The following is a 21,488-nucleotide window of genomic DNA, read 5'->3' on the forward strand; positions in this document are numbered from 1 at the left end:
TCTCTCAAATCATGCGATTCTTCAGGTGGCGGCCACCGTTGATGACCACCTGGCTGCCGGTGCTGTATTGGCTGTCGAGCAGGTATTTGACCGTCTCGATCAGCGGGCCTGGGCCGGGTTCGAATTCCAGCAGGGCCTTTTTCAGGGTCTGCTGGCGATAGGCTTCGTCGCCCCCTTCCTTGAGGATCAGCAGCCCGGGCAGGATACCGTTGACGTGCACCTTGGGCGCATATTTTTCGGCAAACGACAGCACCATGTTCTGCAGCGCTGCCTTGGTGGCGGCGTAGCCGATATGGCTCTTGCTGCCACGCGAGGACGTTTCGTCGCAGATGTGGATGATATCGGCCTTGTCGACCTTGTTCAGCAAATCACCCAGCGCCAGGTTCAGGTGGTAGGGCGCCTCGACGTGGAGGCGGAACATGGTCTGCAGGTTGTCCAGGCCATCGTCGAGCCACAAGGAGGCATTGTGGATGATCGCGCGCAGGCCATCGTAGTGCTGCTGCAGGTAGTCGATCAGCGCCTGGCGTTCGGCCGCCAGGCAAAGGTCGGCCTGGAACTGCACGATGTTCGGGTGCGCAGGCTGGGGCTGCACGCTGCGGCTGGCACTGACCACGGTATGGCCGGCCTCTGCCAGCTCGAGGGCCAAGGCCAGCCCGACGCGCTGGCTGGCTCCGGTAACGAGAATTGGGCTGTTCATGTGCGGGCGGTCAACTTGTCTTTCCTGTCGTTGCCGCCCAGCATACCCGAACTGTTTCCCTCGTGTGCGGCCTCGCCTCAGCGGCTGCGCAGAGCGGCGCCAGAGGCAGGCGAAGCATGCAGCCAGCTGGCCAGCAGGCGGGTGGAGAGCGGGATGAACAGGTACACCATCAGTGGCGTGAGTGCCAAGGTGCTGAGCATCACCCGCGGCAGCAGTTCCAGTGCGTTCAGCCAGTGGCCGAACAGCACGTTGAACAACAGCGACACGGGAAAGAATGCCAACCAGATCGCTACCGCCTGTTTCCAACGGGGTGGTTTTTGCACTGTATTGCTGCCAAACCAGTCATCGATGCCGCTGACGCGCCTCTCTTTGGGGCGCTCGAACAGGCCGTTGCCGCGCTGCAGCCAGGCGCGGCGCGACGCCGAATGCTCCCAGGCGTGCAGGGTGGGCTCGTCGCTGAAGCGGAAAATGATCTGGAATTCATCGCTGTCGTGGGGCGGCGCGAGGATGCCCGAACCGAGGTAGCCGGGGAAGTCGGTGGCCAGCTGCTCGCCTTCGTGCAGCCAAGCCAGCAGGTCCTGGTAGCGGCCGTGGGCGGCGCGGCGCGACACCATCAGGGTGACGGGTGGGGTAGACATCGTGTATCTCCTGGCGACGGGGCTGGCGGGTAGCCGGCCCCTTGGCTGTGTGGCCCGGGGTGGTGGGCGACACAAGCGTCTATGCAAGAATCGGGCGCGGATTATGGCTGATTGAACGTCATTGGCAACTGCCTGCTGCTGTGGCTGGGTAACCTGCGATCTTTCCTCCCGTAGTAGACTGCACCTCCAATTTATTGCGCACAGGTCATTCAGTGCAGATCGACAATCAGGGACTTACAGCGGAAGTCGAAGCAGGCCTGCAGCATCAGGACCTGTTCCCCATACGTGAAGTTTCCCGGCTCACCGGGGTCAATGTCGTGACCCTGCGTGCCTGGGAGCGGCGCTATGGGCTGATCCAGCCAACCCGCACCGACAGCGGCCACCGCCTGTATTCGCTGGCGGACATCGACGATATCCGGCGCATCCTCGGGTGGCTCGAGCGCGGCGTGGCGGTCAGCAAGGTAGGCAGTATTCTGGCGCGTGATCAGGCGAGCGCGAGTGACGCGTTCGCAGCCGACTCTGCCCTGCGCTGGCAGGCGCAAGTGCGCGAGGCAGTGCAACGCTTCGATGCCGCAAGCCTTGATCGGTTGTTCGACCAGGTGTTTGCCTGCATCAGCCAGGACCAGGTTTTCGCTGATGTATTCATGCCCGTCTGGCATGACCTGGCGGCGGGTCAAGGTGCGTTCGGCCAGGCCAGCGAGTGGCTGTTCCTCGATCAGTTTTTGCGTGCCCGAGTGTTCTCGCGCCTGCAACTCACGCGTCGGCAGCACAGCCGCTGCGTGCTTCTGGCGCCGCTATCGGGGCAGTGCCTGGAGCTGGAGCTGCTGGTCACCGGCCTGCTGTTGTGCAGCGATGATATCGGCGTGACGCTGTTGGCGCCTGGGCAACCGCTGGATGAGTTGGCAGTCGTCTCTGCAAAGCTCAGGCCCGACGCTTTGGTGCTGTTCTCCAACCAGGCGCCCACCGCTGAGCTGAGCAAGCGCTTGAGCCGGATGGCTGTTGGGCTCGAGTGTCCATTGGTACTGGCGGGGGAAGCTGCCGAATTGGCCCAGGAAAGCCTGGCGGGCAGCCCGGTGGCGTGCTTGGGGGCAGAGGTGAGCGTGATGCGGCGGCGCCTGCGGCAATACCTGGCCGGTCAGCTCGACAGCTGAGCGTGCAGCTCCGGGTGGGCCTGACGATGGGCCTGCAGAATGTATTCACGCAAGCGCTCGGTTTCTTGCGCCAGGCTGCGGCTGAGGTCGTAGGCAGCGAGATCCGAGCCGATACGCCGGCGTAGCCTGCCGTGCAGTGTGATAGCCGGGATGCCCGCTGGCGCGAAGCGCAGGTCGAAGCGTGAAGGCGCTTCAGGCAGGCCGCGAATTTCCAGCAGCGCCCCTTTGAAAGATATCTCGCGCACGAACAGCCCGCTGACCTTGCCCTGCCCATCCAGCAGCGCAGTGGGCAGGTCCATCGACAGGCGCCAAGGGCGCAGCATCGGGCCGTCTTCGTAGATTTCCGGCGAACCGATCTGCAGATGCACGGCGTGGAACTCGTCCTCCACCAGTTGCAGGGGGAAATTGATCTGCTGGTTGTTGAACTGGGCCTGCAGGGTCACTTGCTCGTTGGCTACCAGGCGAGCCAGCAACGATTGGATGCGCCGATCGCCATTGACCAGCAGGCTCGACATCGGGTCGGTCTGGTTCAATTGCGGGGAATGCTGCATGTCCTGGATGAAATCCAGTTCGTCCTGGGTCAAAAGCGCATTGGCGTGCATGATCAAGCTCGGAGTTGGCGACTTCTTCAACGGGATTGACCCTGCCTTAGGCGCTTGGTTCCGGGCGCTCGTCGAAATCCCGACGAACGTGCATCTGCGCCAGTTCACGCTCCAGTTCGACCTGGCGGCTGACATCTTTCTGGATGCCGATGAAATACGTGCGGTTATCGGCATCGCATGTCACCGGCGTGATCGACAACTCGTTCCAGAAGGCGCTGCCGTCCTTGCGGTAGTTGCGCAGTACCTCGCGGCAGGGGCGGCCGTCGGCCAGCGCCTTGCGAATGCGTGCACGGGCAAGCTGGTCGCGGTCATCGGCCTGCAGAAAACGGCAGTCCTGGTAAAGAATCTCGTCGCGGCTGTAGCCGGTCAGGCGCTCGAACGCCGGGTTGACGTAGATCAGAATGGTGTCATCGCCTTCCTGTTCGGCTACCACGATGCCGTCGTTGGACGCATCGACCATCGATTGCAGCAGTTGTGCGTTGATCATGTCCGGGCCAGTAGGCAAGAGGGCGTAGGGGTAGGCGGCCTTTTGCCACCGTCGGATGCTAGTATCCTACGTTTTCACTCAGTTTCGGAATCCATCTCCCGATGAAAATCGCCATAATTTCCGGCTCCGTGTACGGTACTGCCGAAGAAGTTGCCCGTCACGCCGAGTCGCTGCTCAAAGCTGCAGGCCATGACGCCTGGCACGCAGCCCGCGCCACCCAGCAGGATCTCGAAGGCTTTGCCCCAGAAGCCTTGCTGGCAGTGACCTCCACCACCGGCATGGGTGAGCTGCCGGACAACCTCATGCCGCTGTACAGCAGCATCCGCGACACCCTGCCCGCTGCCTGGCGTGGCCTGCCGGGGGCGGTCATCGCGCTGGGCGATTCCAGTTATGGCGATACTTACTGCGGCGGTGGTGAGCAGATGCGAGAGTTGTTCGCCGAACTGGGTGTGCGTGAAGTGCAGCCGATGCTCACGCTCGATGCCAGCGAGACAGTAACCCCGGAGACTGACGCCGAACCGTGGTTGGCGGCATTTGCCCAGGCCCTGGAGGCTTGAGGCTGTAGTGGCGACGCCCATGGGCCATGACCGTTCGTGCCACTGACTCGCTCGGTCATCAAGCTGGCTGTCAACGCAAGTTTCACCGAGTTGGTGGCTGACTAGACTCAGCCTCGACATAGAGAGCACATGTATGTGCCGAGGTGACATGCAATGAACGCAGCCTTGCCCTATAACCACCACAACCGTTGCATACCGGGACGAATCTGATGCCTTTGGCCGAGATACCATTGTGCGTCTGGCGTACCCGGAGTCAGAAATTTTCATTCCGGGGCCAGAGCATAAGCTACTGGACCGCAGGGCAAGGAGAGCCTCTGCTGCTGTTGCATGGATTCCCGACCGCAAGTTGGGATTGGCATTACCTCTGGGCGCCGCTGGCCCAGCGCTTTCGCGTCATCGCCTGCGACATGCTCGGCTTTGGCGATTCGGCCAAGCCGCTCAACCATGGCTACAGCCTGATCGAGCAAGCCGACCTGCAGCAGGCGTTGCTGGCCCACCTCAAGGTCGACCAGCCCGTGCACCTGCTGGCACACGATTACGGCGGCAGTGTGGCCCAGGAGTTGCTGGCGCGGCACCATGAACAGCAGGGTGCGGACATCGCCAGTTGCGTGTTTCTCAACAGCGGTCTGTTTCCTGAAAGCTGCCGGGTACTGTTGATACAGAAACTGCTGCTCAGCCGCCTGGGTTGGCTGGTGGCGCGCTCGTTCGGGCGCGACGACCTGGTGCGCAACGTCAGCCAGGTCTACGGGCCGTGCACTCACCCCAGCGAAAGCGCACTGGATGATTTCTGGAGCCTGATCGCGGCCAACAGCGGCACTCGCATCCTGCACAAGCTGGTAGGTTTCGTGACCGAGCGCAGGCTGCATCGCGAGCGCTGGGTGGGGGCGCTGCAGCGTGACGGCGTGCCGCTGCGCTTGATCAACGGTGTGGTCGATCCGCTGAGCGGCGCGCAGATGGTCGAGCGTTACGGGCAACTGGTGCCCAACCCGGACATCGTGCAATTGCAAGGCATAGGCCATTACCCGCACACCGAAGCCCCTGTGCAGGTACTGCGCCATTATCTGGCGTTTCGCGAACAGCCGCTGCGCTACGTCCCGCAAAAAGTGGCCTGGTCCTGAGCGACTGACATCGTTGCGCGTTATCGCCTGGCATTCAGCCTGAGTGAGCTTGATTGTCCGCCGGCAGAGGCTGGTGGACACTCGAGCCTTCAACCTATCTGGAGCCAGGAGCATGAGCGAGCCGGTACGTCTGCAAGACCGTGTAGTGATCGTCACCGGAGCCGGTGGTGGCTTGGGCCGCGCCCATGCCCTGCTGTTCGCCGCGCGTGGCGCCAAGGTGGTGGTCAACGATCTTGGTGGCTCTACCCATGGGGAAGGTGCCAGTGCTTCGGCGGCTGACCGGGTTGTCGAGCAGATCCGCGCCGCGGGAGGCATGGCCGTGGCCAACCACGACTCCGTCAGTGACGGCGCACGCATCGTCGAACAGGCGCTGGACAGCTTTGGTCGGGTCGATGTGCTGGTCAACAATGCCGGCATCCTGCGCGACAAGACCTTCCACAAGATGGACGACAGTGACTGGGATCAGGTCTACCGGGTCCATGTCGAGGGCGCTTATAAGGTTACCCGGGCTGCCTGGCCCCATTTACGCGAGCAGAACTGGGGGCGGGTGATCTTCACCGCTTCGACCTCTGGTATTTATGGCAACTTCGGCCAGGCCAATTACGGCATGGCCAAGCTTGGGTTGTATGGCTTGACCCGCACCCTGGCCATCGAGGGGCGCAAGCACGGCGTGCTGGTCAATGCCATCGCCCCCACCGGTGGCACGCGCATGACCGAAGGGCTGATCCCGGCGCAGGTGTTCGAGCGCCTCAAGCCTGAACTGGTCAGCCCCTTGGTGGTTTACCTGGGCAGCGAGCAGTGCCAGAGCAGCGGTGAGCTGTTCGAGGTGGGCGGAGGCTGGATAGGCAAGGTGCGCTGGGAGCGTAGCCTGGGTGTCGGCTTCGACCCGAGGGAAGGGTTCAGCCCTGAGCAGGTGGCCGACAGCTGGAACCAGATGGGTGATTTCGCTGACGCGGTACACCCGCAGGACAGCCTGCAGGCGTTGCAGCAGATGATGGCGAACCTGCAGCGCTATCCGCTGTAGCGTGCGTCCGCCACGCCCCAAACGCCCTATAAATAAAAAAGGCCGCTGCAAGCGCAGCGGCCAATCGAGACGTCAGATCAAGGAGCTTCAAAATCAACGTCGGTGAACCTAGCAGGCCTGAAAGGCGGGGGGAGGGCCCTTCATGCCGGCCAGTGATCCTAGAATAAGCGCTTGATCAGGCAGGAAAAATAGCCCCTTGCGACATTCACCTTTACGTTCCAGGCAACAGTGCCATCGCCCCGCTCAGGCCTTCGGCGAGTAACCCATGCGCCAGCTGGTATTGCCCGCTGCTGCCAGCAGGCGCTGCGCCGCCGGCCCATGTTCATCGGCGTGAAAGATCGAGGTCGGCCCGACTACGGTCATCACCGCAGCGATCTGCCCCATGGCATTGAAAACGGGCGCCGAGAGCGCATCCACGCCCGGCATCAGCAAACCGTGCACATGGTGCAGGCCCCGTTCGCGAATGCCTGCCAGCAGCCGCTCGTAATCGCCCGCGCTCTGCTGCAGCACGGCAAGTTCCTTGTCGCGCAGTTCCAGGGTTTCGCGCTCAGGCAGATAGGCCGCAAACACCAGCCCGGTTGACGAACTGAGCAGCGGCAGCACCGAACCGATCTGGGTCACCACCGTGACCGCCCGCACAGCAGGCTCGATGCTGACCACCGTGGCTCCCTGATTGCCCCACACGGCGATGAAGCAGCTTTCGTTGAGCTCGTCGCGCAACTGCGACAAGGGCAGCGCCGCCAGCTTCAGCACATCGATGCTACCCAACGCTGCCAACCCCACGCGCAATGCTTCGCGGCCCAGCCCGTAGTGGTTGGTGGCCGCATCCTGTTCGGCAAAGCCACTGGCAATGAGCGCTTGCAGGTAACGGTGCACTTTGCTCGCGGGCATCTGCACGTGCTCGGCCAACCGCGACAGGGAGGTAGACGGGGAGAGCTCGGCGAGGGCTTTGAGGATGTCGGTGCCGACTTCCGCCGAGCGGACCTTCTGCTTGCCGTTGTCGGTGGGGGGGCTGGCTTTGGCCATGGGTTACGGGTTTCCGGATTCGTCGAGTCGCGCCTTTATAGCTTGACGCATGACACGGAGCAAATTACGTTATTCGTAATCTGATTACGATAAATATAAAATCCGGAGGCATCGATGAACCGCGACACGTCGCCCGACCTTCAGTACCTGAGCGGCTTCGGCAATGAATTCGCCAGTGAAGCACTGCCCGGGGCCCTACCCATCGGGCAGAATTCTCCGCAGAAGGCCCCCTATGGCCTGTATGCCGAGCTGCTGTCGGGTACGGCGTTCACCATGGCGCGCAGCGAACTGCGCCGGACCTGGTTGTATCGCATCCGCCCATCCGCCCTGCACCCGCGCTTCGAACGGCTGGCGCGTCAGCCACTGAACGGGCCGCTGGGCGCCGTCACCCCCAATCGCCTGCGTTGGAACCCTCAACCGCTCCCCGCTGAAGCAACCGACTTCATCGAAGGCTGGCTGCCGATGGTAGCCAATTCGGCTGCGGACAAACCGGCGGGGGTGAGTGTCTACATCTACTGCGCCAACCGCTCGATGGATCGGGTGTTCTTCAATGCTGACGGTGAACTGCTGATCGTGCCGGAGCAGGGCCGCCTGCGCATCGCCACTGAGCTGGGGCTGCTGGAGGTCGAGCCGCAGGAGATCGCGGTGATACCGCGCGGCATGAAGTTTCGCGTCGAACTGCCTGATGGCCAGGCCCGTGGCTACATTGCCGAGAACCACGGCGCGCCATTGCGCTTGCCGGACCTGGGCCCGATCGGCAGCAATGGCCTGGCCAACCCCCGAGACTTCCTGGCCCCGGTCGCGCACTACGAGGAGGCTCAAGGCCCGGTGCAACTGGTGCAGAAGTTCCTGGGCGAACACTGGGCCTGCGAGCTGCAGCATTCGCCACTGGACGTGGTGGCCTGGCACGGCAGCAACGTGCCCTACAAATACGACCTGCGCCGTTTCAACACCCTCGGCACGGTCAGCTTCGATCACCCCGACCCTTCGATCTTCACCGTATTGACTTCACCGACCAGCGTGCACGGTCTGGCCAACATGGACTTCGTGATTTTCCCACCGCGCTGGATGGTGGCCGAGAATACTTTCCGTCCACCGTGGTTCCACCGCAACCTGATGAACGAGTTCATGGGGCTGATCAGCGGTGCCTACGATGCCAAGGCCGAAGGTTTCCTGCCCGGCGGCGCGTCGCTGCACGGGGTGATGAGCGCCCACGGGCCCGATGCCGAGACCTGCGAGAAAGCCATCGCCGCTGACCTCGCGCCGCACAAGATCGACAACACCATGGCCTTCATGTTCGAGACCAGCCAGGTGCTGCGCCCGAGCCTGCAGGCCCTCGAATGCCCGCAGTTGCAGGCCGACTACGATAGTTGCTGGGCCACCTTGCCGAGCACCTTCAACCCGAACCGGAGATAACCCATGAACCAGTCCGCCATTGCCCGTAGTTGGGTAGAGCACGCCAACGGGCACAGCGACTTCCCGCTGCAGAACCTGCCGCTGGGCATCTTCAGCCGCCCAGGTGAAACGCCGCGCTGCGGCGTTGCCATCGGTGATGCGGTTCTCGACCTGGAGGCCGTACTGGCTGCCGGGCTGTTCGAGGGCCAGGCCAAGGCTGCGGTGGAGGCTACCCGTGGTGGTGCGCTGAACGCCTTTTTCGCCCTCGGCCGTGAGGCCCGCGTGGCGCTGCGCGAGCGATTGCTGGCGTTGTTGGGCGAACACAGCGAGCACCAGGCGGCGCTCAAAGGGGCGCTGCATCCTGCCAGTGATTGCCAGTTGCACCTGCCAGCCAAGGTCGGCGACTACACCGATTTCTATGTCGGCATTCAGCACGCCACCAACGTCGGCAAGCTGTTCCGCCCCGATAACCCGCTGCTGCCCAACTACAAGTACGTGCCGATCGGTTACCACGGCCGCGCCTCGACCCTGCGCCCGTCCGGCACCGATGTACGCCGCCCCAAGGGCCAGACGCTGCCCGCCGGGCACACCGAACCGACCTTCGGCCCGTGCGCGCGCCTGGATTACGAACTTGAGCTGGGTATCTGGATTGCCCAGGGGAACGAGATGGGGCAGGCGATTCCGATCGCGCAAGCCGATCAGCACCTGGCTGGCCTGTGCCTGCTCAACGATTGGTCGGCGCGTGATATCCAGGCCTGGGAATACCAGCCGCTGGGGCCGTTCCTGTCCAAGAGCTTCATCACCACGCTGTCGCCCTGGGTGGTAACCGCCGAGGCCCTGGAGCCGTTCCGTTGCGCCCAGCCGGCACGCCCGCAAGGTGATCCGCAACCGTTGCCCTACCTGCTCGACCCGCGTGACCAGGCCCACGGTGCCTTCGACATCGAACTGGAAGTGCTGCTGCTGACCGAGCGCATGCGTGAACAGGGCTTGCCGGCCCACCGCCTGGCGCTGAGCAACACCCTGAACATGTACTGGACCGTGGCACAGCTGATCGCCCATCACAGTGTCAACGGCTGCCAGTTGCAGCCAGGCGACCTGTTCGGTTCGGGCACGCTGTCCGGTGCTTCGCCCGATGCTTACGGCAGCCTGCTGGAGACTACCTTGGGTGGCAAGCAGCCGGTGGAGCTGGCCAGTGGCGAGCAGCGCAAGTTCCTCGAGGACGGCGATGAAATCATCCTGCGTGCCCGTTGCAAGCGGGATGGCGTGGCCAGCATCGGCTTTGGTGAGTGCCGCAGCAAGGTCATTGCCGCCAACTGAGGGAGCAGGGTAATGGAGCTGTACACCTACTACCGTTCCACCTCTTCCTACCGGGTGCGTATCGCGTTGGCGCTCAAGGGCCTGGATTACCAGGCCCTGCCGGTCAACCTGCTCAAGGGCGAGCAGCGCGGCACCGAGTATGCGGCGGTGAACCCGCAGGGCCGGGTACCGGCGCTGCGTACCGACGATGCCCAGCTGCTGGTGCAGTCGCCGGCGATCATCGAGTACCTGGAAGAGGTTTATCCACAGCCTGCGCTGTTGCCCAGTGGCGCTGCAGCGAGGGCCAAGGTGCGCGGTGTGGCGGCCATCATCGGTTGCGACATCCACCCGTTGCACAACGTCAGTGTGCTCAACCAGTTACGCCAGTTGGGCCATGACGAGGCCCAGGTCAACCAGTGGATCGCCCACTGGGTTGGCCAAGGCCTGGCGGCTGTAGAGCAACTGATCGGCGACGATGGCTACTGCTTTGGTGAGGCGCCGGGGCTGGCGGACGTCTATCTGGTGCCGCAACTGTATGCGGCCGAGCGGTTCAATGTCGACCTTGGCAGCTATCCGCGCATCCGCCGGGTCATGGCATTGGCCGCCAGGCATGCTGCATTCGCCATGGCGCACCCGTCCTGCCAGGCGGATACACCGGCTCAATGAATCGAACGCTTCGCCACCGGTAACTGGCCGATACGTTCGGTCAGTTTCAGGCGCTGCACCGGATCCTCGGTGAGCAGCAAGGCATGCTCCAGGTCGAAGCGTTCTGCCTGGGGGCAATCGAGGTGCTGGTAGAGCGAGGCGCGGGTCATGTAGTCGCTCACTTGCACCGGGCCCAATTGCATGACCCGTTCGGCGTCGATCAGCGCGGCCAGGTGGTTGTCATTGCTGATATGCAACTGGCGCAAATTACGCGAAAGGCGCTGCAGCATCTGGGCCGGGGTAGCCGTTCGCAGGTGCTCGGCTGTCAGTGGCACGTGCGGGCCAAACTGGCGGGCCAGCAACTCGCGGCAATCATTAGGGTACAGGCGCCGGCCACCGCAAGGGTCGAGCAGGTGATCGGCACCGGGTACGCGCAGCAGAAAGTGCCCTGGGAATGCCACACCCTCCAGCGCTATGGACAGGCGCCGGGCCAGTTCCAGGGTGATGATGGCCAGCGCCAGCGGTTGACCCCGGCGGCGTTGCAAAACCTTGTCCATCAGTGCTGCCTGCGGGCGCAGAGGGTGGTATTCATCCTGCTGGAAGCCCAGCGCATTGAGTTGGCGCAGCAGTGGCTGAGCCAGCTCGCACACCGGCAGCATCGGCAGGCTGGCACTGATTTCGGCTTGCAGGTGGTGCAGGCTGGCAAGGCTGGTGGCAGGCTCGACCTGGTGATCGTGCTCGGCGGCCATCCACAAGGCAGCCTCCAGCAAGGCGACCGGTTCGCGTTCCAGGCAGGCCAGGCAGGCTTGGCGTGGGTTCATCGGGGCATCTCCACATACCCTTGAGTAATAGCGCTGGCGGGCTGATTCGTCCAGTGGTCCGGTAGCAGCTTGGCCTGCATGCGGATGCCTATACTGCTAGGAGCACCTCGCAGGGGAGCCCGCCGATGTTCGCGCTGATGCAAAGCACCCGCACCCAGTCACTGCACCTGTTCAATGACCCCCAAACCGGCCTGAAGGCGGTTCTGGCCATTCATAACGAGATTCGCGGCCCGGCGCTGGGTGGTTGCCGCTACCTGCCCTATGCAGACGACGAGAGTGCCATGGCCGATGCCATTCGGCTGGCGCAAGGCATGAGCTACAAGGCGGCGCTGGCCGGGCTGGCATTGGGGGGTGGCAAGGCGGTGGTCATGCGCAACCCGCACGTGGAAAACCGCGCGGCACTGTTCGAAGCGCTGGGGCACTGCATCGATACCCTGCAGGGGCGTTTCATCGTCGCTGTGGACAGCGGCACCTCCACGCTGGACATGGATTGCATCGCCCAGAGCACGCCCCATGTGACCAGCACAACGGCCTCGGGTGACCCCTCGCCGCATGCGGCGCTGGGCGTGTTTGCCGGCATCCGTGCAACCTGCCTGGCCCGCCTGGGCAGCAGCGACCTCAAAGGCTTGCGCATTGCAGTGCAAGGCCTGGGCAATGTGGGTTATGCACTGGCCGAGCAATTGTACGCAGCAGGTGCCGAGTTGCTGGTGAGTGACCTGGACCCCGGTCGGGTGCGGCTGGCCGTGGAGCAGTTCAACGCCCATCCGGTGACCAACGACGCCTTGATCAGTACGCCCTGCGACATTTTTGCGCCGTGTGGCGTGGGCCCGGTACTCAATGGCCAGACGGTGATGCAACTGCGCTGTGCTGCGGTGGCGGGGGCGGCAAACAACCAGCTGACCACCTTGCAGGTGGCTGACCAGTTGGAGTCCCGCGGGATTCTTTATGCCCCGGACTACGTGATCAATGCCGGTGGTTTGATCTACGTGGCAATGAAGCACCGCGGCGAGGAGCTGGGTACCATCACCGCGCACCTGGCGCGCATCCCGACGCGCCTGACCGAGGTGTTTGCCCACGCCCAGGCCGAGAAGCGCTCACCAGCGCGCGTGGCGCAGATGCTGGCCGAGCGGTTGCTATACGGCTGAAGCTGCACGGCGGCCCAGCCGCCGTAGATCATTGGGCAGCGTCAGTGTCCAACAACTCACTCAAGGCGTCCGGCTGGCTCTTGAATGCCCGCGCGAACACGTCGCGGTTCTTCGCCATGTAAATGCCAGCTTCCTCGACCTGCTGCTCGGAAAGCGAAGGCACCGCCTTCTGCAGCACCTCGGCCAGGCGCTCGGCCAGTTCGAGCATCTTGTCGTGACGATCTGCTTCGGCCTTATCCATGAACAAGCGCTCCGGGTCGCGGCTGCTGCGGTACACCACTTCGACGGCCATTCATCACCTCTGTGCCTTTTTGCGGTTGGTTTATCGATTACTGTATGCGCATACAGTAATGGCAATCGCACCTCAGGTGCAACCCTTGCCGCAAAAAAGCGTAGCCCACAGGTGCCTTGCGGCAATTGGCCGCCTTCCAAAGCAGGGGCCTGGCCCTTTAACTGCATGGCACAAGCGTCACATGCGTGACGCACCATCCTTCATGTCGTATCGGGGAATCGCACATCGTGAACATCAAATGGGCAGAAAAGCTGCGCAAGGGCCTGCACGGCTCGGCCGACTCGCTGGGCAATCTGTGTGTAGAAGGGTTCCACTACCTTGCCCTGTTCGGCATCGGCGCCATTACCGCCTACGCGGCGGTGATGACGTTCCTGGACATGCTCGGCAAGGGTGGCATCAGCGTCGATGACATTCTGTTGCTGTTCATCTACCTGGAGCTCGGGGCGATGGTCGGGATCTATTTCAAGACCAACCACATGCCTATCCGCTTCCTGCTGTATGTGGCGATCACCGCGCTGACGCGCCTGCTGATCGGTGATGTGTCGCACCACAAGGCGCCGGATGAGGGGCTGCTGTACCTGTGCGGGGGCATCCTGCTGCTGGCGTTTTCGATCCTGGTGGTGCGCTACGCCTCTTACCGTTACCCCTCGACCAAGGTGCTGGACGCCAATGGCAAGGCAGTGGAAGACGGCAAGTAGCCGTCAGTTGGCGATGGCCTGACTTGGCTGCTGGCGCGGGTCGCGGGTGAGGGCGGCCAGCACCTGCAAAGGGTTCTGCCCCAGTTCGATGGCCAGGCCCAGGCGGATGCTGTCGATCACCCGCTGCAGGCGCACCGGGTCGTTGCGCTGGGCCTGGGTGATCAGGCGCTTGGCGACCACGCCGGCATCATCGGACAAGGTCAGCATGATGCTGCCGTCCAGGCGCTCGATGCTCAGGTTGACGCGGTACTCGGGGGCGAAGGCGGCGCTGATCTGCTCGAATGGATTGTTCATGGTCTGGGCCTGCAATAGGTGATTGCAGGAATTGACCGGATAGGTGCCGGGTTGGTTCAGGGCATTTGATCGGTAGCCTGGCATCAACAGGGCAAGGCAATTAGCCACTAGTGTGGCTACACTCTTTTGACCAAAGCCGCGATGGCTGGCCTCTGGCCTGCAAAGGAGTGCCCGTGGTTCCCTCTTCCGCTGCCCGGCAGCGTGGCGCGATCGGCCTGATGGCGGTTACCACGCTGGCGCTGGCCTTGCTGTTCATGCTGGTAGCGGTGGACAGCGGCCGTCTTTACCTTGAACAGCGCAAGTTGCAACGTATCGCTGACATGGCCGCGCTGGAGGCTGCTGGCCAGTCTGCCGTGTGCACCGGCAATGGCCCACAGGCCACGGCCATTGCCAGCATCGCCGCGGCCCGCAACGGCCACACGCCCGGCAGCCCGGTGGTGGCCAGCTGCGGTTACCTGCAGACCGGTGCCAACAGCCTGCGCACCTTCACCCATGACAACACCCGTAACGAAGCGATAAGGGTCGATGTCAGCAACACCGTCACCACCAGTTTCGCCGCCGGCATCTACCTCCTGACCCAAGGGGGGGAGGTGCCGCTGACCACGACCTTGCAGGCCCATGCTGTGGCATCGAAACCCTCGCCGCCACAGGCCATGCTGAGCATTCGCACTACGTTGGCTACGGTGAACTCGCAACAGTCGGTGTTGCTCGATGGCTTGCTCGGCGCCTTGGGTGGCAACGTGCAGCTTGGCCTGGCGGGCTGGAACGGCATCGCCGCAACCGACCTCAACCTGCTCGATTACCTCGACCAGTTGGCTGTCGACCTGCAATTGACCGTCGGCGACTACCAGCAGCTAGTCAATGCCGACGCCACCGCCACACAATTGCTGGAAGCGGCGGTCAAGGTGCTTGAGCAAAGCGGCGCCGCCGCCGATGTCGTCACCAACCTGGGCAAGGTCGCCCTGGGTGCCGGCAACAGCACCTTGCTGCAACTGGGCGAGATTCTCGATATTCAGAACGGTACTGCCCAAGCAGGGCTGGACGCCAGCATCCAGCTGCTGCAGCTGGTGCAGGGGGTGATCCAGCTGGCGGCGAGCGAAAGCGCAGCCACTGCCGACTTGCCGCTCAGCGTGCTCGGCCTGGTCAACGGTCGGGTGCGGCTGAAGGTGATCGAGCCGCAACAGGTCTCGGCGGTCGGCGACCCGCGTACGGATGAACTGAGGGTTCACACGGCTCAGGTACGGGCGATGATTTCCCTCGACCTGCCGCTGCTCAGCACGGTCTTCGGCTTGGCCAATGCGGTGCTCGACCTTGTCTCGCCGCTGACCAACGTGCTCAATAACCTGCTCAGCCTGAACCTGGCGTCGACACTGGAGTCGGTGCTGTGTCTGCTGGGTGTGCCGTGCACTGTCACCGACATCGTGCTCGTGCCAGACAGGCTTGAGCTCGACATTGGCCTTGAGGTCGCCGAAGCCACGGCGCGCCTCGACCCGCAGTCCCCTGACACGTTCAGGTGCTCGCCCAAGCGTTTGACCGTTCAGGCTCAGAGCGCTGCCGCCAAGCTGGCGGTGGGCCGCTTCGAATCCGCGGATGCGTTCTTCACCTCCGGCACGACCGCAGTCAAGGCCCTGCCATTGGTCGATATCGGCACCAAGCGCTGCACCAAGTTGCTGATACTCGGCACCTGCCAAAGCCGAATACCTTACGCCGGTGGTGGCCTTGGCCTGCGGGTCGACAGCAAACTGCTGGGCAGTGGCCCGGTAGAGCACCCGTTGCTGTTCCAGGGGCCGGGCAGCGAACCGCCCAATATCGGCCAGCCCGCGGCCTACATGAACATGCGCCCCGCCAATGACAATGTGGTCGGCAGCCTCAGCGATACCTTGCTGGGCGTCCAGCTCCAGGCCTTCAAACCCACTGCCAACAGTGGCCTTGGCGAGGTGCTGGTGATTGCCGGCAATGTGCTCGGTACGGTCAAAGGCATCATCGAACCGTTGATAAGGGGGTTGCTCAGCCCGCTGCTCGACCCCTTGGTCAATGTGCTGTTGAAGGTGCTGGGCATCGACCTGGTCAATACCGACGTCGGCGCCAACCTCAGTTGCGCCACCGGCCGAGCTCAGTTGATGTTGTAGATGGGCAGCAATACCCGGAAGCAGGCGCCGTCAGCCCCATTGAGCGCTTCGAGCCTGCCACCCATGGCCTCGACGATGCCGAAGCTCACCGACAACCCCAGCCCGGTACCCACGCCAGCAGGCTTGGTGGTGAAGAACGGCTCGAAGATGCGCGCGATCAGACGCGGGTCGATACCCCCGGCGTTGTCGTCCACCTGCAGGCACAGTTGCCCTTGCTCGATACGCTGGCAGATGCCGATTCGGGGGCTGACCACCTGACGCTCGAGCAACGCATCCCGGGCGTTGACCATCAGGTTGATCAGCACCTGCTCGAGCTGGTCCTCATGCCCTTGCACCTCCGGGCAGAAGTCCGGCGCTTCGATCTGCAAGGCGACACCTTTGCCGCGCAACCCTTCAGCCAGCAACGCTACTGCGCCATCCACCGCAGTCCACGCCGCAAACACCTGGTGCTCAAGCGCAGAGCGCCGCCCATAGGTGCGCATATGCTCCACCAGCCTGGCCACACGCCCCACCTGTGCATCGATGCGCTGCAGCTTGCCTTGCAGGTATTCGACGTCGAGCGCTCCGCTTTCCACGCGCTTGAGGGTATTGGCGATGGCCAGTCGCATCACGTTCAGCGGCTGGTTGATTTCATGCACCAGCCCTGTCGCCAACTCACCGAGCGTGGCCATCTTCGCGCCCTGCATCAGTTGTTGCTGGCTTTGCCTGACCTGCGTGTTGTCGCGCCCCACTGCCTGCACTTCCAGCAGCCGGCCCTGCTCATCGAACAACCCACGCTCGGCCCACACCCACCAGGCATGCCTGTGCCCTGGCAGTTGCAGGCAGATCTCCGCGCTGCCCAGCGGCTGCTCGGGGGTCAGCGCGGCCAGGCGCTGCAGGAATGCAAGGCGCTGGGCTTCTGACATCCATTGGCCCAGGTTCATCTCGCGCAATTGCTCAGGGGCGCACTCCAGCTGTTCGGCGAGCGGCCGGTTGCCGAACAGCAATTGCAGGTCCGGGGTGTAGCGGCAGATCATCGCGGGTGAATCCTCCACCAGTACCCGGTAGCGTTCCTCACTCTGGCGCACACGCTCGGCAGCTTCGGTCGCTTCGCTGACATCGAGCCACAGGCCGACCACCTCGACCGGCTGGCCGAGGTCGTCACGCAACAGGCGGGCTTCGTCCAGCACCCAGTGGTAGCCACCCAGATGATCGCGCAGGCGATAGCGACTGCGTACCTGGCCATCGCGCAGCAGCGTACGTGTTCGTTCAAGCCACAGTGCCTGGTCGTGCGGGTGTACCGCCTGGCCTGGCTGGCGCGCCAGTTCGCTATCTTTGGGCCAGCCCAGCATCGGCGTCAGGCTGGCGCTGAAAAATTCGCTGTGCAGCGCGCCCTCGCTACAGCGCTGGATATAGATCACCGCAGGCGAGCTGGCGATCAGGTTCTCCAGCCGGGCGCGCGCGGCGCTGGCCTGAAGTTCCTGGGCTTTCAGTGCGCTGATGTCGAGCACAAAGCCTTGCCCCTGCCCGCCGTGCAACTGCCCGACCCAGTGCAGCCAGCGCGGCGCGGCAGCACTGTCGGCTGCGAGCAGGCGCACGTTCAGGCTCAATGCAGCACCGTGGCGCAGTTGCTCCAGGGCCATTTGCGCAGCCTCCCGATCAGCCGGATGCAGGCGCGCCAGCCATTGCTCGAGGCTTACCGTAGCAGGCAGGTCAAGGCTGGCGGCCAGGGCCGGATCGAACTGCAGCAGCCCTTGCCCGGGCCATTGCCACCAGCCTGCGCCCAGTTGCTGTTGCAACTCGTCCAGATGGCGCGAGCGCTGCTGCAACTGGTGTTGGCGCAGGCGCGCCAGCAGCGGTTCGAGCAAGGCTTGCAACAGCGCCTTGGTCGCCTCTGGCGCAGGTACCGACGGCGCGCCCGCACACAGCAACCAGGCCTGAATTTCATGGCCGTGGCTGTAAGGCACAAGGAACAGCGGTAACCCAGCGCACGTCGCTCGCCAGTGCGGCAAGTCCGGCGCGACCTGCTGAAAGTGGGCGGGAAGCGCCTGCAGCCACGGCTGCAGGCGTTGGTCATCGGGCCAAGGCCAGTCGTTTTCGCTGCAGCTATAGGCGCGCCAGCGCGCTTGGTCCGCCAACATCAGGCGTACCGAACCGGCGTGCCAGTGCTCGGCCAGGCGCAGCAGTTGCTCGGCGGTCGTCTGCGTCAGCCACGCTTCGCTGCAGTCACGCACGGCCTGGCCTACCTCTGCGGCCAGCTGGCGCTGGGTCAGCCACTGCTCCTGCTGAGCGCCTTGGCGCAGCAGGTCGCTGATATCGAACAGCTGCAGCATCCAGCCGATCGCCTGGTGTTGCAGCCAGCCGCGGGTCTGCAGGGCGTGGCCGTGCACGGTGTGAAAATCCAGGTCCAGCGCTTGCCCTTGCCAATCGGCAGGCACACCTTCGAGGGCCAGCCAGCTGTGCCGATACAGGTAGTCGTGTATTCGCGCCTGGGCGTGGCCAGGTACGGCCAGCAGCGTGCGCAAGGGCCCGGCCAGGCGCAGCACGTGCCCGTGGTCGTCCAGCCACACCTGCAGGCCCACCGCCTGCGGCATCTGCGCGGCAGGCTCTGCAGCAGGGCTGCCCAGCCAGCGATCGAACAGGCCGCTCACAGTTGCAGGCTCGCTTCGGCCCGCAAGCTCTCAGGCAAGCGGGGCACTTCGCCAATCAGCGGTATCACCAGCATCGGCAATACGTTGTGCAGTTTCCTTTTCGGATAATTGATCGTCACTTTCAGCAGCTTGTCATCATCCACGCTCACCTGTGCATCGGCCGGCTGGAAGTCCAATGCCTCGGGCATCCAGGCCAACTGCTCACGGATCACGGCGTGGGCAAGCGCCTGCACATCGTCGTCATAGCTTTCGCTGCTCGGGTCCAGGGCCACGCAGCGGCGTACGGCCTCGCTGCTGGCCTGGTTGAACGACTGCAGCATCAGCATTGGCAGGGTGTAGCTGACCAGGCCGTAGAACACGGTGAAAAAGATCATGAAGACGGCGACGAACTCGATGGCTGCTGCGCCTTTTTGCCGTGCTGGCGGGCCTGCTTGCATGATTGCGTCTACCCTGACGAGGAGTCCTGAGTTACAGCATAGAAGCCTTCGACGAACAGGGATGGCCAATTGCCAATATCCAGTATCGCCTTGCTGCTGTGGCTTGCCGTGTGCAGCGGGCAAGATGTCCGCGAACGGCAGATTTCCAACCTTCTGACCCTGGGGGTGGCAGCCTGTGCGCTGGTATGGCTGGTGGCTACCGGGCACAGCTGGATCGGCGCCCGGGCCAGTGATGCCGGCTGGGCACTGGCGATCGTGTTGCTGCTCACATTGCCTGGCTACATGATGGGGCGTTTCGGTGCCGGTGACGTCAAGTTGCTCGGCGCGCTGGGGTTGGCCACCAGCCAGGCCTACGTGCTCGGTACGTTCATCGGTGCCGGGGGCTCCATGCTTATCTGGGCGCTGTTGCGACGCGGGACGCGGCGCAGGGCAGGGCAGGCGCCTGAAACGCAGCCATTTGCGCCCTTTGTGCTGGTGGGCTTTTTGCTGGCCTGCGTGTGCCTGCACTGAGCGTGCCCTGGCCTGGTCAGTTGTTGGACTCGGTCACCTTGGTCCAGCGATAGAAATCCGGAATGGCGTACTTGTAGGTTTCCAGCCAGCGCTGCTTGGACAGGTCGCGCTCGCGCGCCGTCTGCACCTGCAGGCGGTTGGACGCCTGTTCGCCACTGGACTGCACCCGCAGCAGCGCTTCGGTCGCCGTTTGCGCAGGCGGTTGCTGGCGTGGGTAATCCTCTGCCCAGGCCGTGGAGAAACCGGTGCAGCAGGCCAGCAGCATCACATACCTGATCATGACCTTCTCCTTCGCTCAGTTGACCATCACACGTTCGCCACCGGCCGAGGCTATCGGCCCGCGCCCGGTGGCTTTGATCTGGCTGGCGCGTGCCTGGGCCTGGGTGAACTGCGCCGGCTTGAGCCGCAGGCGGCCGACCAGGTCGGTGGCTTGCTGCCAGTTGTCTTGCAGCAGCGCCAAGGTCACCAGGTTGACGGCGGGCAGCGCGTTGCCCTCCTTGAGCTCGATGGCGGTCAGGAATTCGAAGCGTGCCTGTTCATACCTGCCCAGGTTCATCAGCACTACACCCAGGTCATTGCGAATGCGCTCATCGGTCGGTGCCAGCCGTGCCGCGCGCTGCAGGTTCTGCAAGGCCTGCACGTCATCGCCGCGGGCCGAGGCGAGTTGGCCCAGGCCATGCTCACCCTCGGCCGCGAGGCAGCCGCCGAGCAAGCTGCGGTACAGCGGTTCTGCTTCGCTGCGCCCCAGCAGGCGCGAGACCCTGGCCTTGCGCAAGCGTACCTGGTCAAGGGTGTTGGGCAACTGCTCCAGGTGCGCCAGGCTGGCGTGCGGGCGGCCATCGTTGAGCATCTCGTCCGCCAGGTTCAGTGCCAGTTGCTGGTCGGCGTCCGGCTTAGCGCAGCTTGAGGTGCCGAACCACTGCCCGAGCCCGCCAGGCTGCTGGCCGGCGCAGCCCGTCAGCACTAGCAGGCCGGTGAACAACAGGGTCGCTTTCATCCGTTACTCCCTAGGGCCCCAAGGCCCGCGTCAAGGCGGAAAAACCCGGCCCGGCCAGGACGATGAGCAGTGCCGGGAAGAGAAATACCATCATCACCGCCGACATCTTTGCCGACATCTTCGAAACCCGCTCCTGCATGCGTGTCAGGCGCCGGTCGTCGAGCAGATCCTTGAGTGCGAGCAGCGACTTCATCGCGCCGCTGCCCTGTACCAGCAACTGCTGAAGGATTACGCAGGTATCGATGAATTCATCCACGGCCAACAGGCGTGCGGTCTTGTCCAGTTCCGGGCCGAGCGCCAGGCCCGAGTCCACCCGTTGCAGCACCAGGCGTAGCTCTTCGCTGATTTCCGGTAGCAGCGCCTGGCCTTCCTGGCTCAGCACACGCAACGCCTGCTCTACGGCCAGGCCTGTCTCGAACAGAATACGCAGCAGCGGAATCATCAGGCTGACTTCCAGGGCGATCCGTTGCTGGCGCTGCCGGGCGGCCATGGCCAGCAAGCGTTTGGGCAACAGGTAGCTGGCACCCAAGGCAAACAGCGGCCAGACCAGCCAGTGTGTGCCCGCACCGCCCAGTGCGGCGTGCTGCAGGATCAAGGTCAGGACGACCGCCACCAGCGGCAGCCCCAGTTGCACGGCAGCGAACAGCGCCCGCTGGCGGCTGCGGCGCCAGCCGACCCGGTCGAGCAAGGCCTGGGTTTCACCGTCGAGTTTCTGCAGGCGCTGCCCCAAGGGGCTGTTGCCCAGCCAGTGCAGCCAGTTCCCCAGGCGCTCCTCGCGCGCCAGACGCCCCTGCAGCCTGCGCGTCACCAGGTAACGGGCACGCAGCTGACGGGCCGCCTGCAAGCCCAGCAAGCCGGCGGCGATGAACAGGCACACGGCACAAAGCAACAAGGCCATG

Annotated in this window: 24 protein-coding genes; 11 read left to right on the forward strand and 13 right to left on the reverse strand. The window is 63.8% G+C overall.

Annotation, left to right across the window (positions count from 1 at the left end; genetic code table 11):
• Positions 1 to 4: 4 nt before the first annotated feature.
• Together folM and ACIPZC_RS20630 are read right to left on the reverse strand one after the other, a co-directional pair.
• Positions 5 to 697, reverse strand: a complete 693-nt coding sequence (gene folM, locus ACIPZC_RS20625; protein ID WP_267820971.1) for a dihydromonapterin reductase — start codon at positions 695 to 697, stop codon at positions 5 to 7.
• Positions 698 to 774: 77 nt separating this feature from the next.
• Complete coding sequence (locus ACIPZC_RS20630; protein WP_400629204.1) at positions 775 to 1,335, reverse strand: antibiotic biosynthesis monooxygenase; 561 nt, start codon at positions 1,333 to 1,335, stop codon at positions 775 to 777.
• Between the two features lie 212 nt (positions 1,336 to 1,547).
• Between ACIPZC_RS20630 and ACIPZC_RS20635 the strand changes: the two genes are divergently transcribed.
• On the forward strand, positions 1,548 to 2,486 hold the full coding sequence (locus tag ACIPZC_RS20635; protein ID WP_400629206.1) for a MerR family transcriptional regulator: 939 nt from the start codon (positions 1,548 to 1,550) through the stop codon (positions 2,484 to 2,486).
• Here the strand turns inward: ACIPZC_RS20635 and ACIPZC_RS20640 are convergent.
• Positions 2,471 to 3,088: a hypothetical protein gene (locus tag ACIPZC_RS20640; protein ID WP_400629208.1), complete on the reverse strand. Its 618-nt coding sequence runs from the start codon at positions 3,086 to 3,088 to the stop codon at positions 2,471 to 2,473. The two genes, ACIPZC_RS20635 and ACIPZC_RS20640, sit on opposite strands and share 16 nt — an antisense overlap.
• Before the next feature lie 46 nt (positions 3,089 to 3,134).
• A complete protein-coding gene (locus ACIPZC_RS20645; RefSeq protein ID WP_241806561.1) occupies positions 3,135 to 3,575 on the reverse strand; it encodes a PAS domain S-box protein in 441 nt (146 codons plus the stop codon).
• 101 nt (positions 3,576 to 3,676) lie between these two features.
• Between ACIPZC_RS20645 and ACIPZC_RS20650 the strand changes: the two genes are divergently transcribed.
• The 3 genes from ACIPZC_RS20650 (at position 3,677) to ACIPZC_RS20660 (ending at position 6,274) form a co-directional block, all read left to right on the forward strand.
• Entirely contained in the window at positions 3,677 to 4,132 is a 456-nt protein-coding gene (locus tag ACIPZC_RS20650) for a flavodoxin (protein WP_241806562.1), read from the forward strand.
• Positions 4,133 to 4,341: 209 nt separating this feature from the next.
• A complete protein-coding gene (locus ACIPZC_RS20655) occupies positions 4,342 to 5,250 on the forward strand; it encodes an alpha/beta fold hydrolase (protein ID WP_400629211.1) in 909 nt (302 codons plus the stop codon).
• A gap of 112 nt (positions 5,251 to 5,362) precedes the next feature.
• Positions 5,363 to 6,274 (forward strand): SDR family oxidoreductase, encoded by a 912-nt coding sequence (locus tag ACIPZC_RS20660; protein WP_400629213.1) that lies wholly within the window; start codon positions 5,363 to 5,365, stop codon positions 6,272 to 6,274.
• Positions 6,275 to 6,517: 243 nt separating this feature from the next.
• On the opposite strand, the gene ACIPZC_RS20665 is transcribed toward ACIPZC_RS20660, so the two are convergent.
• Positions 6,518 to 7,300: an IclR family transcriptional regulator gene (locus tag ACIPZC_RS20665; RefSeq protein WP_241806565.1), complete on the reverse strand. Its 783-nt coding sequence runs from the start codon at positions 7,298 to 7,300 to the stop codon at positions 6,518 to 6,520.
• 114 nt (positions 7,301 to 7,414) lie between these two features.
• Here ACIPZC_RS20665 and hmgA point away from each other — a divergent pair, with 114 nt between their 5' ends.
• The 3 genes from hmgA to maiA are packed head-to-tail and all read left to right on the forward strand — an operon-like array spanning position 7,415 to position 10,657.
• Positions 7,415 to 8,716, forward strand: coding sequence for a homogentisate 1,2-dioxygenase (gene hmgA, locus ACIPZC_RS20670; protein WP_400629215.1), 1,302 nt, complete (start codon positions 7,415 to 7,417; stop codon positions 8,714 to 8,716).
• A 3-nt stretch (positions 8,717 to 8,719) separates the two neighbouring features.
• Positions 8,720 to 10,012, forward strand: a complete 1,293-nt coding sequence (gene fahA / locus ACIPZC_RS20675) for a fumarylacetoacetase (RefSeq protein WP_400629217.1) — start codon at positions 8,720 to 8,722, stop codon at positions 10,010 to 10,012.
• Between the two features lie 12 nt (positions 10,013 to 10,024).
• On the forward strand, positions 10,025 to 10,657 hold the full coding sequence (gene maiA / locus ACIPZC_RS20680) for a maleylacetoacetate isomerase (protein WP_400629219.1): 633 nt from the start codon (positions 10,025 to 10,027) through the stop codon (positions 10,655 to 10,657).
• On the opposite strand, the gene ACIPZC_RS20685 is transcribed toward maiA, so the two are convergent.
• Complete coding sequence (locus tag ACIPZC_RS20685) at positions 10,651 to 11,457, reverse strand: SirB1 family protein (RefSeq protein ID WP_400629221.1); 807 nt, start codon at positions 11,455 to 11,457, stop codon at positions 10,651 to 10,653. The two genes, maiA and ACIPZC_RS20685, sit on opposite strands and share 7 nt — an antisense overlap.
• Positions 11,458 to 11,582: 125 nt before the next feature.
• Between ACIPZC_RS20685 and ACIPZC_RS20690 the strand changes: the two genes are divergently transcribed.
• The gene (locus ACIPZC_RS20690) at positions 11,583 to 12,602 is read left to right on the forward strand and encodes a Glu/Leu/Phe/Val dehydrogenase dimerization domain-containing protein (RefSeq protein WP_400629222.1); all 1,020 of its coding nucleotides are present in this window, start codon (positions 11,583 to 11,585) and stop codon (positions 12,600 to 12,602) included.
• 28 nt (positions 12,603 to 12,630) lie between these two features.
• On the opposite strand, the gene ACIPZC_RS20695 is transcribed toward ACIPZC_RS20690, so the two are convergent.
• On the reverse strand, positions 12,631 to 12,894 hold the full coding sequence (locus ACIPZC_RS20695) for a YebG family protein (protein ID WP_267820995.1): 264 nt from the start codon (positions 12,892 to 12,894) through the stop codon (positions 12,631 to 12,633).
• A 227-nt stretch (positions 12,895 to 13,121) separates the two neighbouring features.
• On the opposite strand from ACIPZC_RS20695, the gene ACIPZC_RS20700 reads away from it, so the two are divergent.
• Positions 13,122 to 13,592 carry a phosphate-starvation-inducible protein PsiE gene (locus ACIPZC_RS20700; protein ID WP_039604338.1) on the forward strand — a complete coding sequence of 157 codons (471 nt, stop codon included), beginning with the start codon at positions 13,122 to 13,124 and terminating at the stop codon, positions 13,590 to 13,592.
• Between the two features lie 3 nt (positions 13,593 to 13,595).
• Here ACIPZC_RS20700 and ACIPZC_RS20705 read toward each other — a convergent pair whose 3' ends face one another.
• Positions 13,596 to 13,886, reverse strand: coding sequence for a DUF3509 domain-containing protein (locus ACIPZC_RS20705; protein ID WP_400629225.1), 291 nt, complete (start codon positions 13,884 to 13,886; stop codon positions 13,596 to 13,598).
• A gap of 173 nt (positions 13,887 to 14,059) precedes the next feature.
• Here ACIPZC_RS20705 and ACIPZC_RS20710 point away from each other — a divergent pair, with 173 nt between their 5' ends.
• Positions 14,060 to 16,015 carry a pilus assembly protein TadG-related protein gene (locus ACIPZC_RS20710; protein WP_400629227.1) on the forward strand — a complete coding sequence of 652 codons (1,956 nt, stop codon included), beginning with the start codon at positions 14,060 to 14,062 and terminating at the stop codon, positions 16,013 to 16,015.
• Here the strand turns inward: ACIPZC_RS20710 and ACIPZC_RS20715 are convergent.
• Positions 16,000 to 18,645, reverse strand: coding sequence for an ATP-binding protein (locus tag ACIPZC_RS20715; RefSeq protein WP_400629229.1), 2,646 nt, complete (start codon positions 18,643 to 18,645; stop codon positions 16,000 to 16,002). The genes ACIPZC_RS20710 and ACIPZC_RS20715 overlap by 16 nt on opposite strands.
• Entirely contained in the window at positions 18,642 to 19,082 is a 441-nt protein-coding gene (locus tag ACIPZC_RS20720; RefSeq protein WP_241806575.1) for a TadE/TadG family type IV pilus assembly protein, read from the reverse strand. Before ACIPZC_RS20720 ends, ACIPZC_RS20715 begins: the two co-directional genes overlap by 4 nt.
• 75 nt (positions 19,083 to 19,157) lie before the next feature.
• Here ACIPZC_RS20720 and ACIPZC_RS20725 point away from each other — a divergent pair, with 75 nt between their 5' ends.
• Complete coding sequence (locus ACIPZC_RS20725) at positions 19,158 to 19,592, forward strand: prepilin peptidase (RefSeq protein ID WP_400629309.1); 435 nt, start codon at positions 19,158 to 19,160, stop codon at positions 19,590 to 19,592.
• A gap of 16 nt (positions 19,593 to 19,608) precedes the next feature.
• On the opposite strand, the gene ACIPZC_RS20730 is transcribed toward ACIPZC_RS20725, so the two are convergent.
• Genes ACIPZC_RS20730 through ACIPZC_RS20740 form a run of 3 tightly spaced genes read right to left on the reverse strand, consistent with a single transcriptional unit; the run spans position 19,609 to position 21,487 of the window.
• On the reverse strand, positions 19,609 to 19,872 hold the full coding sequence (locus ACIPZC_RS20730) for a DUF3613 domain-containing protein (protein WP_241806576.1): 264 nt from the start codon (positions 19,870 to 19,872) through the stop codon (positions 19,609 to 19,611).
• Positions 19,873 to 19,887: 15 nt separating this feature from the next.
• Positions 19,888 to 20,589, reverse strand: a complete 702-nt coding sequence (locus ACIPZC_RS20735; protein WP_400629232.1) for a tetratricopeptide repeat protein — start codon at positions 20,587 to 20,589, stop codon at positions 19,888 to 19,890.
• Positions 20,590 to 20,599: 10 nt separating this feature from the next.
• Positions 20,600 to 21,487, reverse strand: coding sequence for a type II secretion system F family protein (locus tag ACIPZC_RS20740; RefSeq protein WP_400629234.1), 888 nt, complete (start codon positions 21,485 to 21,487; stop codon positions 20,600 to 20,602).
• Between the last annotated feature and the right edge of the window lies 1 nt (position 21,488).

The sequence above is a fragment of the Pseudomonas sp. NPDC089743 genome (genome assembly GCF_044748785.1).
In the GTDB taxonomy this organism is placed as follows: Bacteria; Pseudomonadota; Gammaproteobacteria; order Pseudomonadales; family Pseudomonadaceae; genus Aquipseudomonas; species Aquipseudomonas putida_X.

Excerpts from the sequence above, each read along its gene's own strand:
- ACIPZC_RS20685 (WP_400629221.1), bottom strand. The coding sequence starts at position 11,457 with ATGAACCCACGCCAAGCCTGCCTGGCCTGCCTGGAACGCGAACCGGTC.
- ACIPZC_RS20735 (WP_400629232.1), bottom strand. The coding sequence starts at position 20,589 with ATGAAAGCGACCCTGTTGTTCACCGGCCTGCTAGTGCTGACGGGCTGC.
- ACIPZC_RS20730 (WP_241806576.1), bottom strand. The coding sequence starts at position 19,872 with ATGATCAGGTATGTGATGCTGCTGGCCTGCTGCACCGGTTTCTCCACG.
- ACIPZC_RS20695 (WP_267820995.1), bottom strand. The coding sequence starts at position 12,894 with ATGGCCGTCGAAGTGGTGTACCGCAGCAGCCGCGACCCGGAGCGCTTG.
- hmgA (WP_400629215.1), top strand. The coding sequence starts at position 7,415 with ATGAACCGCGACACGTCGCCCGACCTTCAGTACCTGAGCGGCTTCGGC.
- ACIPZC_RS20665 (WP_241806565.1), bottom strand. The coding sequence starts at position 7,300 with ATGGCCAAAGCCAGCCCCCCCACCGACAACGGCAAGCAGAAGGTCCGC.
- ACIPZC_RS20630 (WP_400629204.1), bottom strand. The coding sequence starts at position 1,335 with ATGTCTACCCCACCCGTCACCCTGATGGTGTCGCGCCGCGCCGCCCAC.
- fahA (WP_400629217.1), top strand. The coding sequence starts at position 8,720 with ATGAACCAGTCCGCCATTGCCCGTAGTTGGGTAGAGCACGCCAACGGG.
- folM (WP_267820971.1), bottom strand. The coding sequence starts at position 697 with ATGAACAGCCCAATTCTCGTTACCGGAGCCAGCCAGCGCGTCGGGCTG.
- ACIPZC_RS20720 (WP_241806575.1), bottom strand. The coding sequence starts at position 19,082 with ATGCAAGCAGGCCCGCCAGCACGGCAAAAAGGCGCAGCAGCCATCGAG.
- ACIPZC_RS20690 (WP_400629222.1), top strand. The coding sequence starts at position 11,583 with ATGTTCGCGCTGATGCAAAGCACCCGCACCCAGTCACTGCACCTGTTC.
- ACIPZC_RS20705 (WP_400629225.1), bottom strand. The coding sequence starts at position 13,886 with ATGAACAATCCATTCGAGCAGATCAGCGCCGCCTTCGCCCCCGAGTAC.
- ACIPZC_RS20655 (WP_400629211.1), top strand. The coding sequence starts at position 4,342 with ATGCCTTTGGCCGAGATACCATTGTGCGTCTGGCGTACCCGGAGTCAG.
- ACIPZC_RS20650 (WP_241806562.1), top strand. The coding sequence starts at position 3,677 with ATGAAAATCGCCATAATTTCCGGCTCCGTGTACGGTACTGCCGAAGAA.
- maiA (WP_400629219.1), top strand. The coding sequence starts at position 10,025 with ATGGAGCTGTACACCTACTACCGTTCCACCTCTTCCTACCGGGTGCGT.
- ACIPZC_RS20660 (WP_400629213.1), top strand. The coding sequence starts at position 5,363 with ATGAGCGAGCCGGTACGTCTGCAAGACCGTGTAGTGATCGTCACCGGA.
- ACIPZC_RS20740 (WP_400629234.1), bottom strand. The coding sequence starts at position 21,487 with ATGGCCTTGTTGCTTTGTGCCGTGTGCCTGTTCATCGCCGCCGGCTTG.
- ACIPZC_RS20645 (WP_241806561.1), bottom strand. The coding sequence starts at position 3,575 with ATGATCAACGCACAACTGCTGCAATCGATGGTCGATGCGTCCAACGAC.
- ACIPZC_RS20640 (WP_400629208.1), bottom strand. The coding sequence starts at position 3,088 with ATGCACGCCAATGCGCTTTTGACCCAGGACGAACTGGATTTCATCCAG.